Below are 10,349 nucleotides of genomic sequence, written 5' to 3'. Positions count from 1 at the left end.
CCTGATTAACTGCCAAACACACCGACCAGCGCCGCCGTCATGGTGACGTAGCGGGCAAACTTGCCGATCGCCATGTAGATCACACAGGGCCAGAAAGGCAGTTTGAGCCAACCCGCCACCGCGCACAAGGGGTCGCCGACCACCGGAAGCCAGGCCAGCAGGCAGGCTTTGGGGCCTAACCGCTCCAGCCAGTCCAGCGCCCGCAGATGGGTTTTGGAGTGCTGGTAGTGGTTCACCACTTTGTGTGAGCCCAGCCCCATGGCCCATGTCACGGCGCCGCCCAGCGTATTGCCAGCGGTGGCGACCAGAATGGTCGGCCAAAATAGTTCCGGGTTGAGTTTGATCAGGCCGAACACCACCGGTTCTGAGCCCAGTGGCAGTAGCGTGGCGGAAATGAAAGACACCACAAACACCGTGCTGAGACCAAATTCTGGCAGGGCGAGTAGTTTGAGGATGTGTTCGAGCCAGGCTTCCATGGGTGCATGAGTATAGGTTTGAGTTTTAGTTTTTGCGTTTCAATTGCTGAAATTTTGGGCAGTTAGAATCATCGGCAGGCGTTCTGCCACCCCCGTTTCCAATCGTTGTTATTCACCCAGTCCATTGTTTTGTTCGCATGAACATCGGTCCCTATAGCCTGTCGAATCCGTTTTTTGTCGCCCCCATGGCTGGGGTGACGGATCGGCCTTTCCGTCAGTTGTGCAAGCAACTGGGCGCGGGTTATGCCGTGAGCGAGATGGTGACGAGTCGGCCGGATTTGTGGGACACGCTCAAAACCTCCCGCCGTGCCAATCACGAAGGTGAGCCTGGCCCGATTGCGGTGCAAATTGCCGGAACCGATGCGCTGATGATGGGCGAGGCGGCGGCCTACAACATCGACCGCGGCGCGCAGATCATCGATATCAACATGGGTTGCCCGGCAAAAAAAGTCTGTAACAAGTGGGCGGGCTCTGCATTGATGCAGGACGAGACGTTGGCGATTGGCATCGTCGAGGCCGTGGTGGCGGTGTGCGCGCCACGCGGCGTACCGGTCACGCTCAAGATGCGCACCGGTTGGTCACAGGAAAATAAAAATGCAGTGGCGCTGGCGCGTGCCGCCGAAAGCGCGGGTGTGCAGATGATCACAGTGCATGGTCGTACCCGTGAGCAGGGCTACAAGGGCCTGGCCGAGTACGACACCATCGCCGCCGTCAAAGCTGCCGTGGGCGTGCCGGTCGTGGCGAATGGCGACATTGATTCGCCCGAGAAAGCTTTGCAGGTGCTTTTCGAGACGAAGGCCGACGCCGTGATGATTGGCCGCGCCGCGCAGGGACGCCCCTGGATTTTTCGCGAGATGGTGCATTTCATGGCGACGGGCCAGCACCTCGCACCGCCGCTGGTAGCCGAGGTCAAGCACTTGCTGCTGGACCATCTACAAGACCATTACGCGCTGTACGGCGAGTACAGCGGTGTGCGCTCGGCGCGCAAACACATTGGCTGGTATGTCAAGGCGCTATCTGGCGGCGAGGCCTTTCGCGCGCGCATGAATTTGATAGAAGACTGCGGCCTTCAGGTGAAAGCCGTGGCAGATTTTTTTGATGAGCTGAATGCACGTACAGACCGGATGCCGTCCGTCGTGCGGAATGTTTTGGACAGTGAAAGTATAAAAATGGAGACATCTGCATGAGCACTATGCACATTGAAGAATGCGTGCGCAACAGTCTGGAGGGTTACCTGATGGACCTGGGTGAATCCGAGCCGAATGGCATGTACGACATGCTGGTCAACGTGGTGGAAAAACCGCTGCTTGAAATCGTCATGAAACACGCGGACAACAACCAGTCCAAAGCGGCCCAATGGCTGGGCCTGAACCGAAACACTCTGCGTAAAAAACTGCTGGAGCACCAGCTGATTACCTAACGGCCGCGCCGTCATTCCCTGCCGACCCCGGCCTTGAACCCTTTTTTTCCTTTAGATTGAACCCATGAACGCTCTAATTTCCGTCTCCGATAAAACCGGCATCGTTGAATTTGCCCAAGCCCTGCACGCGCTGGGCATCAAGCTGCTGTCCACCGGAGGAACCGCCAAACTGCTGGCTGAAAAAGGCTTGCCTGTGACCGAAGTGGCTGAAGTCACCGGTTTCCCCGAGATGCTGGACGGCCGTGTCAAAACCCTGCACCCCAAAGTGCACGGCGGCCTGCTGGCCCGACGCGACCTGCCCGAGCACATGGCGGCGATCAAAGAACACGGCATCGATACCATCGACCTGCTGGTGGTCAACCTGTACCCGTTTGAATCCACCGTGGCCAAACCCGGTTGCACGCTCGAAGACGCGATTGAGAACATCGACATCGGCGGCCCGGCCATGGTGCGTAGTGCGGCCAAAAACTGGAAAGACGTGGCGGTGTTGACCGACGCCTCGCAGTACGCCCAAGTGCTGGCCGAGTTGAAAGACGGCGGCTTGACGCTCAAAACCAAGTTTGCTTTGTCGGTGGCTGCGTTCAACCGCATCAGCCAGTACGACGGCGCCATCAGCGACTATTTGTCATCCATCAACTTCGAAGAAGGCAACAGCACGCCATCGCGACAGTTGTTCCCGGCCCAAGCCAACAGCCAGTTCATCAAACTGCAAGACCTGCGCTACGGAGAAAACCCACATCAGCAAGCCGCTTTCTACAGCGACCTTTCTCCAGCGGTGGGTTCGCTGGTCACGGCGGTGCAGTTGCACGGCAAGGAGCTGAGCTTTAACAACATCGCCGATGCCGATGCCGCCTGGGAATGCGTCAAGAGCTTTGACGCGGCCAAGGAAGCAGCCTGCGTCATCGTCAAGCACGCCAACCCCTGCGGTGTGGCGGTCGGCGCTGACCCGTTGGAGGCCTACAGCAAGGCTTTCCAGACCGACCCGACTTCGGCTTTTGGCGGCATTATTGCCCTCAACCGCACGCTGGACGTGCAAGTGGCGCTACAAATTTCGAAGCAATTCGTTGAAGTGCTGATGGCACCGGATTACACCCCCGAGGCGCTGGAAGTGTTCAAGACCAAGGTCAACGTGCGCATCCTGAAAATCAGCCTGCCCGCCGATGGCAGTCAGGGTCGCAACGCCATGGACATCAAGCGCGTCAGCTCCGGCTTGTTGATGCAAACTGCCGACAACCATGAGTTGACCCTGGCCGACCTCAAAGTGGTCACCAAGGTGCAGCCCACCGCACAGCAGTTGCAAGACCTGTTGTTTGCCTGGAACGTGGCCAAGTTCGTCAAGAGCAACGCCATTGTTTTCTGCAAAGGCGGCATGACGATGGGCGTTGGCGCCGGCCAAATGAGTCGTCTGGACTCGGCCCGCATTGCCAGCATCAAGGCCCAGCACGCCAATCTGTCATTGAACGGTACAGCGGTGGCCAGCGATGCGTTCTTCCCGTTCCGCGATGGTCTGGATGTGGTGGTCGATGCGGGTGCAACTTGCGTCATCCAGCCCGGTGGCTCGATGCGGGACCAGGAAGTGATCGACGCGGCTGACGAGCGCGGCGTGGCGATGGTGTTCAGCGGCGTGCGTCATTTCCGCCATTGAACTTGACGCTCGCGCGTTGCGGGCACTGAAATAAAAAAAAGCAGCCTTGGCTGCTTTTTTTATGATAAATAGGGCTCTAGCCCCCGTTCTATATGCGTGAGTAGCTATTTTTTAAATAGCAAATTCAGGGTTTAACCAGCGGCCAACCGCGTGCCGTCCACTGGCTCATGCCACCTTGAACATAGCTCACATTGGTGTAGCCGGCCGCTTGCAACTGATCGGCAATTTTGGTCGAACGGTTTTGCGTATTGCAAATCACGAGCAGCGGTTTGGCGTCACCTTTGGGCAACTCGCTCAGACGCTTGGAAATTTGGCCCATGGGAATCAGCAGCGCGCCTTTGGCCACGCCGCTGGATTGCTCGCTGGGTTCACGGATATCCACCACGGTCGCGGTCGATTTCTCCAGCGCGGTGCGCGCAGCTTCCAAGGTAACCGAGGGCGCGTTGGCATGGGCGGTGCTTTGAAGCGCCAGCATCAGCATGCTACTGGCGAGTGTCGAGAAGATTTTTTTGAAGTTCATATTGGAAGATCTCAATCAATTTATAAGAAATAGGGCGCTATCCCCCGTGGAATAAGCGCGAGCAGCTATTATTTTGGTAACAGTTTGAAAATCTCGTGCGCGGCAGTAACCGCTGCGGTGATGTCTTCATCGGTGTGCGCCGCGCTCACAAAACCAGCTTCGTACAAGGCTGGCGCAATGTAGACGCCGCGGTCGAGCAGGCCGTGGAACAGCAGGTTAAAACGGGTGCTGTCGGTGGTCATGACCTTGGCGTAGTTTTGCGGCAGGGCGTCAAACAGGAAGAAGCCGAACATGCCGCCTTCGCTGTCAGCGCAAAAACTCACGCCTTCGCTGTGGGCGGCTTGGGTCAACCCGTCCACCAGCAGGCGGGTTTTGCGCGACAAGTCCTCAAAGAAACCGGGTTTTTGAATCTCACGCAGCGTGGCCAGACCGCACGCGGTGGCGACCGGGTTGCCCGACAAGGTGCCGGCCTGGTAAACCCCTCCGAGTGGCGCAAGGTGTTCCATGACGGCGCGTTTGGCGCCAAAAGCCGCCAGTGGCATGCCGCCACCAATGACCTTGCCCATGACGGTGATGTCGGGCTCAAAGCCGGGAATGTCGCGGGCGTAGACGCTTTGCGCGCCGCCGAGTGCCACGCGGAATCCGTTCATGACTTCGTCAAATACCAGCAAGGTGCCGTGTTGGGTGCAGAGTTCGCGGCAGCGTTTGACGAAGGGCACCGAGGCGCGCACAAAGTTCATGTTGCCGGCAATCGGCTCAATCATCAAGCAGGCGATGGTGTCGCCGTGAAGGGCGAACGCATCCTCAATCTGTTGAATATTGTTGTATTCCAGCACCAACGTGTGTTGCACCACTTCGGCGGGTACGCCGGCACTGGTGGCATTGCCAAAGGTCGCCAGGCCCGAGCCGGCCTTGACGAGCAGAGCGTCGGCGTGGCCGTGGTAGCAGCCTTCAAACTTGATGAGCTTGCTGCGACCGGTGGCGCCGCGTGCCAGTCGTATAGCGCTCATGGCGGCTTCGGTGCCGGAGCTGACCAGGCGCACCATGTCCATCGAGGGCATCAGTTTCAGAATTTCTTCGGCCAACTCAATCTCGCGCTCGGTCGGGGCGCCAAACGAGAAGCCTTCCAGCGCGGCGTCTTGCACCGCCTTTAGAACCGCCGGGTGGCCGTGGCCCAGAATCATTGGCCCCCAGGAGCCAATGAAGTCGATGTAGCGCTGGTCGTTGGCATCCCAAAAGTAAGCACCTTGGGCACGCTTGACAAAACGGGGCGTGCCGCCAACCGCCTTGAAAGCGCGCACCGGTGAGTTGACGCCGCCCGGGATGACGCGCTTGGCGCGCTCGAACAGGGCGAGGTTGAGGTCAGTGTTTTGTGTCATTGGGTGGGATATCTAAAGTAGAAATGGAGGAGAGAAAAATGGGATCGTCGATGTCAGTTTCGTCTGCGTCTGCGTCGGATTCTGGTGCGTCATCTGTTTGCGCCCAGAAAAGGCGGTCTGGCACCACATGGCCCATGCCGGGGCGAAAACCACCTTCGAGACAGCGGTCCAGGTAGCTGAGCGCTTCAGTGAATGATTCTGTGAGGTTGTCACCACTGGCCAGCAAGGCTGCCAGCGCCGCTGACAGCGTGTCGCCCGCACCGGTAAACACGGCTTCAAAGCGTTCGAACTTTTCGCTCGCCAGAATGGTTTGGGGCGAACACAACACGTTGTCGATGAACTGGTCCGGCAAGGGGATGCCTGTTACCAGCGTAAAGGACACGCCGCACTCGTGGGCTGCGCGGGCCAGGTCCCGCGCGCTGGGGCTGCGCTCGACGCTCCATTCAGGCAGTAGCCAGCGCCATAAGGTGCTATGGTTGCCGACCAAAACCGTGGTTTGGGGCAGCACCATTTCCTTGAAGGCATCCAGGTAGAGGTCAATTTGAACCTCATCCCACCAGGACAGGTCGGGCATATAGGCAATCAGGGGCGCATCGGCGTAGTCGGCGGCAATGCTGGCCACCACCGCGAGGTTTTCAGGTGAGCCGGCAAACCCAACCTTTATCACCTGGACGGCGACATCTTCCAGTACGGCCCGGGCTTGTTCCGTGACGGCTTCGTCATCCAGTGCAAAGTGGTCAAAGATCTTGGCGCTGTCGCGTGCATACGCCCCGGTCATGATCGGGAGCGCATGGGCGCCGACCGAGGCGATGGCCGTGACATCGGCCGCCAATCCGCCCGCGCCGCTTGGGTCATTGGCATTGAACACCAGGACGCAGGCGGGGTGGGTCGCTGTTTGCAGGTCTTCGGTTGTGAGTGAATCCGAGGATGTTGGCATGAGCAGGCCTGTCGTTTTCTTCAGGCAGAATGGAGTGAATGGTGGCGTGCAGTGCGCAAATTGCGAACGGCGTCGATGTTCAAGAATGTATTCTATGAGAAGGCACTACAAGCTGTGATCGAGAGTAAAACATGGATGTGCCTGATTTGTGGCTGGATCTACGATGAAGCCACCGGCGATGCTGAACATGGCGTGGCCCCTGGCACGCCATGGAGTCAGGTTCCCCTCAATTGGACCTGTCCTGAATGTGGCGCAAGAAAAGAAGACTTCGAAATGGTGAACATTTAAGGCCTAACGCTCATAATGTGTTTCATCGTTAAATCAACCTGTTAGCTCGGGAGCAGTGTCTTGTGAATACGACTGGATCGACTTTTAAAATTCTGGTGATTGATGACAGCAACACCATTCGGCGCAGTGCCGAGATTTTCCTCAAACAGGGCGGGCATGAGGTCGTTCTCGCCGAGGATGGTTTTGATGCGCTGGCCAAGGTCAACGACTACCAACCCCATCTCATTTTTTGCGACATTCTGATGCCTCGTCTTGATGGTTATCAGACCTGCGCCATCATCAAGCGCAACGCCAAGTTCTCCAGTGTGCCTATTGTCATGCTGTCCTCCAAGGATGGCGTCTTCGACAAGGCCCGTGGGAGAATGGTCGGCGCACAAGATTATTTGACAAAACCTTTCACCAAAGACCAGTTATTGCAGGCTGTTCAGCAGTTTGGAAATGCAATGCAAGGAGTAAATTGATGGCAATCCAAAAAGTTCTGGTTGTGGATGATTCAAAAACTGAATTGATGTTCATGACGAATTTGCTTCAAAAAAACGGCATGTCGGTCCGAACGGCAGAAGGCGCTGATGAAGCATTCAAGCGATTGGCCGAAGAAAAGCCTGACTTGATCCTCATGGACGTGGTGATGCCGGGGCAAAACGGGTTTCAACTGACGCGTTCCATCAATAGGACACCGGAGTACGCGGGTATTCCAATTATTATGTGCACCAGCAAAAATCTGGAAACGGATCGGGTTTGGGGTATGCGCCAAGGTGCTCGCGACTACATTACCAAGCCGGTCGATGCGGCCGAATTACTGATCAAAATCAAGGCTTTGGGTTAACACCTCAGGACCCTATGGCGAATCGAGAAGCTCTTCGGGATCTCCAGACACGCTTGGCCAGCCGCTTGCAAGCCGCGCGCACAGAAACTGTGTCTGCTGCATGGCTGGCTGTGAAGGTGGGCGAAAATAATTGCCTGTTCCCCTTGTCGCAATCAGGTGAAATCTTTCCTTTGCCTGCGGTGCAGGCTGTTCCCTACTCGCGTCCCTGGTTTATGGGGGTGGTCAATCTCCGAGGTGTGTTGTTCGGTGTGGTCGATCTGGCGGGCTTCATGGACGGAAAGTCAGCACGCGCCAGAACTGAACAATCGCTTTCAGAAGCGAGTGTGATCACGTTCAATACCGCACTTGAACTGAATTGCGCCTTGATGGTGGACGATCTGGCTGGACTTCGAAAACGAGAAGCGTTTTCAGAAGCTGTCTCGCCGCCAGCGGGTTCGCCGGCTTATTTTGGTAGCCGGTTGACTGACCTCCATGGTGAGCATTGGCAAGAAATCAACTTGCAATCGCTCTCTCAATTTTCTGATTTTCTCAGCATTAGCGCCTAAGTCTTTATTTAAGGTTTCCTTATGTCCGTCGTTGACCAACTAAAAAACATGTTCACAAAAAAGACGCCGGATGCCGAGGCAGGCTCCCCGTTGAGCTTGAGCCACCCTGATTCGGCCGCCGACATGGTGGTGACCGAGCAGATGAAGGGTGAATCAGGGCCTGAAGCGCTCCTATCGGTAGGGCAGTTTGAAGAATCCGCGACTTTGAATACTGAGGACAGTAAAGAGTCCGCAGACTTGATCAGCTTGCCAGTTTTGGGCAAGAAAACCATCGTGCAGCATCAGCGAATGTTGTCAATTATGTTGGGTGCAGCGCTGGTGTTGTTGGCCATCGTGACCTTGTTTGCTTTAAGCCAGGGCGACCGGGTGGCGCAGCAAATGGAGGCGACCGGAAACTCGCTGATGCAGTCGCAACGTTTGGCTAAATCTGTATCTCAGGCCCTGGTCGGAGGCGCGCAGGCCTTCCCCGATGTGGCGGAGAGTTCGAATGTGCTGGCCAAGTCGGTGCGTGGCCTGAAGGATGGCGACGACAAGATGAGTTTGTCGCCCTTGAGTGCGGCCTACCAGGCTGAGTTGGAGAAAATTACGCCTCTGATGGATCGTGCCGAAAAGAACGCAGCTACCGTCATGGCTCAGCAGAAAATTCTGACACAAGTCGGTGCCGCGCTTCGGCTGATCAATCGCCAGTCATCTGATCTTTTGGAAATTGCAGAGACGGTGTCCTCTCTGAAATTGCAACAAGGTGCTCCTTCGGCGGAAATTGCAGCAGCCAGTCAGTTGGTGATGTTGACGCAGCGTATTGGAAAGTCTTCCAATGAATTCCTGACCGTTGAGGGTGTCAGTCCTGAGGCCGTTTTTCTACTGGGCAAAGACTTGAACTCATTCATGGAAATTTCACAGGGTTTGTTAAGTGGCAACGCCGAACTGCGTTTAGGCGTCGCTAAAGACGCACAGATACGCGAGCGTCTGACGGCCTTGATTAAGCTTTTCGAGGAAACCCGGACTCAGGCCGGCGCTATTTTGGGGAACCTGCAAGGCCTAGTTTCGGCACGTGAAGCGCAAGTCTCTATTGTTGCTGACAGCGAACCTTTGCGTCGGAATCTTGAGGCACTGCAAAGCAAGTTGTCTTCCCAAACTGGCTTGGGCTTTGTCGCCCTGTTGACCTTGCTTGGGGCAGCCTTTTTTGCAATCCTGAGTGCGGGTGGATTGTCATATGTCCAGTTGCTTGATAGCCGTAAACGCCAGGATGTTGCCGAGACTCAACGCGTAGGAGCTGAACACCAAGAGCAAGAAGCCAAGCGGGTGAACGATGCTAATCAGGCGGCCATTTTGCGTTTGATGAATGAACTGCAAACTGTGGCCGAAGGCGATTTGACACAGGAGGCCACGGTCACTGAAGACATTACGGGCGCCATTGCAGACTCCGTGAATTACACCGTTGAAGAACTGCGATCGTTAGTTGGAAATGTGCAAAATACGGCGGCGCGTGTGGCACAGACTACGGCCGATGTTGACACCACTTCAACCGAGTTGTTGGCGGCTTCCAACGAGCAATTGCATGAAATTCGTGAAACCGGCCGTTCTGTCGTGGAGATGGCTTCTCGTATTAACGATGTCTCCGTACAGGCTCAGGAGTCTGCTGCCGTGGCGCGTCAATCGCTGAAAGCCGCCGAGGTCGGTTTGCAAGCGGTTCAGAACGCCATTGGCGGTATGAACTCCATTCGAGATCAGATTCAGGAAACGTCCAAGCGCATCAAGCGACTCGGCGAGTCTTCCCAGGAAATTGGTGAAATCACTGAACTCATTTCAGACATTACCGAACAGACCAATGTATTGGCGCTGAATGCCGCCATTCAAGCCGCTTCAGCCGGTGAAGCCGGTCGAGGTTTCTCCGTGGTGGCTGAGGAAGTGCAGCGTTTGGCTGAACGGTCTGCAGATGCAACACGTCAGATTTCGGCCTTGGTGAAAGCCATTCAAACGGATACCCAGGATGCCGTGGGCGCAATGGAGCGGTCAACTCAAGGGGTGGTCGAAGGCGCAAAGCTGTCTGATAACGCCGGTACCGCGCTGACAGAAATTGACCAGGTGTCACGCCGCCTCTCTGATTTGATTGAACAGATTTCCAGCTCTACTTCGCGCGAGGCCAACCTGGCCAATGTGGTGGCTGAGAATATTCAACATATTTTTGCGGTCACGGAGCAGACGGGCGAAGGAACGCGTTCCACCGCTGCCCAAGTGCGCGAGCTCTCAAAAATGGCTGAAGAATTGCGCCAGTCGGTGGCCCGGTTCAAGATCGCCTGACCCGTGACCGTG

The 10,349-nt window shown here is 56.3% G+C and carries 12 protein-coding genes; 8 read left to right on the top strand and 4 right to left on the bottom strand.

Annotated elements, in window-relative coordinates; all coding sequences use genetic code 11:
- Nucleotides 1–5: 5 nt before the first annotated feature.
- Nucleotides 6–476 carry a YqaA family protein gene (locus WCG50_RS07345; protein WP_336898935.1) on the bottom strand — a complete coding sequence of 157 codons (471 nt, stop codon included), beginning with the start codon at nt 474–476 and terminating at the stop codon, nt 6–8.
- Nucleotides 477–613: 137 nt separating this feature from the next.
- Between WCG50_RS07345 and dusB the strand changes: the two genes are divergently transcribed.
- The 3 genes from dusB (at nt 614) to purH (ending at nt 3,541) form a co-directional block, all read left to right on the top strand.
- Complete coding sequence (dusB, locus tag WCG50_RS07340) at nt 614–1,663, top strand: tRNA dihydrouridine synthase DusB (protein ID WP_336898934.1); 1,050 nt, start codon at nt 614–616, stop codon at nt 1,661–1,663.
- A complete protein-coding gene (locus tag WCG50_RS07335; RefSeq protein WP_336898933.1) occupies nt 1,660–1,896 on the top strand; it encodes a helix-turn-helix domain-containing protein in 237 nt (78 codons plus the stop codon). The genes dusB and WCG50_RS07335 overlap by 4 nt, the downstream gene beginning before the upstream one ends.
- Nucleotides 1,897–1,960: 64 nt before the next feature.
- Nucleotides 1,961–3,541, top strand: a complete 1,581-nt coding sequence (gene purH / locus WCG50_RS07330) for a bifunctional phosphoribosylaminoimidazolecarboxamide formyltransferase/IMP cyclohydrolase (RefSeq protein ID WP_336898932.1) — start codon at nt 1,961–1,963, stop codon at nt 3,539–3,541.
- A gap of 124 nt (nt 3,542–3,665) precedes the next feature.
- Here purH and WCG50_RS07325 read toward each other — a convergent pair whose 3' ends face one another.
- The 3 genes from WCG50_RS07325 to WCG50_RS07315 form a co-directional block, all read right to left on the bottom strand.
- Nucleotides 3,666–4,061: a rhodanese-like domain-containing protein gene (locus tag WCG50_RS07325; protein WP_336898931.1), complete on the bottom strand. Its 396-nt coding sequence runs from the start codon at nt 4,059–4,061 to the stop codon at nt 3,666–3,668.
- Between the two features lie 68 nt (nt 4,062–4,129).
- On the bottom strand, nt 4,130–5,440 hold the full coding sequence (hemL, locus tag WCG50_RS07320) for a glutamate-1-semialdehyde 2,1-aminomutase (RefSeq protein ID WP_336898930.1): 1,311 nt from the start codon (nt 5,438–5,440) through the stop codon (nt 4,130–4,132).
- The gene (locus tag WCG50_RS07315) at nt 5,424–6,377 is read right to left on the bottom strand and encodes a bifunctional hydroxymethylpyrimidine kinase/phosphomethylpyrimidine kinase (protein ID WP_336898929.1); all 954 of its coding nucleotides are present in this window, start codon (nt 6,375–6,377) and stop codon (nt 5,424–5,426) included. Before WCG50_RS07315 ends, hemL begins: the two co-directional genes overlap by 17 nt.
- Before the next feature lie 114 nt (nt 6,378–6,491).
- On the opposite strand from WCG50_RS07315, the gene WCG50_RS07310 reads away from it, so the two are divergent.
- The 5 genes from WCG50_RS07310 to WCG50_RS07290 all read left to right on the top strand — a co-directional run bounded on the left by WCG50_RS07310 (nt 6,492) and on the right by WCG50_RS07290 (nt 10,337).
- Nucleotides 6,492–6,665 (top strand): rubredoxin, encoded by a 174-nt coding sequence (locus tag WCG50_RS07310; protein ID WP_336898937.1) that lies wholly within the window; start codon nt 6,492–6,494, stop codon nt 6,663–6,665.
- 62 nt (nt 6,666–6,727) lie between these two features.
- Entirely contained in the window at nt 6,728–7,126 is a 399-nt protein-coding gene (locus tag WCG50_RS07305; RefSeq protein WP_336898928.1) for a response regulator, read from the top strand.
- A complete protein-coding gene (locus WCG50_RS07300; RefSeq protein WP_336898927.1) occupies nt 7,126–7,491 on the top strand; it encodes a response regulator in 366 nt (121 codons plus the stop codon). The genes WCG50_RS07305 and WCG50_RS07300 overlap by 1 nt, the downstream gene beginning before the upstream one ends.
- Nucleotides 7,492–7,505: 14 nt before the next feature.
- Nucleotides 7,506–8,036 carry a chemotaxis protein CheW gene (locus tag WCG50_RS07295; RefSeq protein ID WP_336898926.1) on the top strand — a complete coding sequence of 177 codons (531 nt, stop codon included), beginning with the start codon at nt 7,506–7,508 and terminating at the stop codon, nt 8,034–8,036.
- Nucleotides 8,037–8,057: 21 nt separating this feature from the next.
- A complete protein-coding gene (locus WCG50_RS07290) occupies nt 8,058–10,337 on the top strand; it encodes a methyl-accepting chemotaxis protein (protein WP_336898925.1) in 2,280 nt (759 codons plus the stop codon).
- The last annotated feature ends 12 nt before the right edge of the window (nt 10,338–10,349 follow it).

Source organism: Rhodoferax sp. (assembly GCF_037143375.1).
Taxonomy (GTDB): Bacteria; Pseudomonadota; Gammaproteobacteria; order Burkholderiales; family Burkholderiaceae_C; genus Rhodoferax.
Note: the sequence above shows the minus strand (reverse complement) of the source record. Positions and strands in the feature narration are given on the sequence as shown.

Coding starts and splice junctions, on each gene's coding strand:
- WCG50_RS07345 (WP_336898935.1), bottom strand. CDS start 476: ATGGAAGCCTGGCTCGAACACATCCTCAAACTACTCGCCCTGCCAGAA.
- dusB (WP_336898934.1), top strand. CDS start 614: ATGAACATCGGTCCCTATAGCCTGTCGAATCCGTTTTTTGTCGCCCCC.
- WCG50_RS07335 (WP_336898933.1), top strand. CDS start 1,660: ATGAGCACTATGCACATTGAAGAATGCGTGCGCAACAGTCTGGAGGGT.
- purH (WP_336898932.1), top strand. CDS start 1,961: ATGAACGCTCTAATTTCCGTCTCCGATAAAACCGGCATCGTTGAATTT.
- WCG50_RS07325 (WP_336898931.1), bottom strand. CDS start 4,061: ATGAACTTCAAAAAAATCTTCTCGACACTCGCCAGTAGCATGCTGATG.
- hemL (WP_336898930.1), bottom strand. CDS start 5,440: ATGACACAAAACACTGACCTCAACCTCGCCCTGTTCGAGCGCGCCAAG.
- WCG50_RS07315 (WP_336898929.1), bottom strand. CDS start 6,377: ATGCCAACATCCTCGGATTCACTCACAACCGAAGACCTGCAAACAGCG.
- WCG50_RS07300 (WP_336898927.1), top strand. CDS start 7,126: ATGGCAATCCAAAAAGTTCTGGTTGTGGATGATTCAAAAACTGAATTG.
- WCG50_RS07295 (WP_336898926.1), top strand. CDS start 7,506: ATGGCGAATCGAGAAGCTCTTCGGGATCTCCAGACACGCTTGGCCAGC.
- WCG50_RS07290 (WP_336898925.1), top strand. CDS start 8,058: ATGTCCGTCGTTGACCAACTAAAAAACATGTTCACAAAAAAGACGCCG.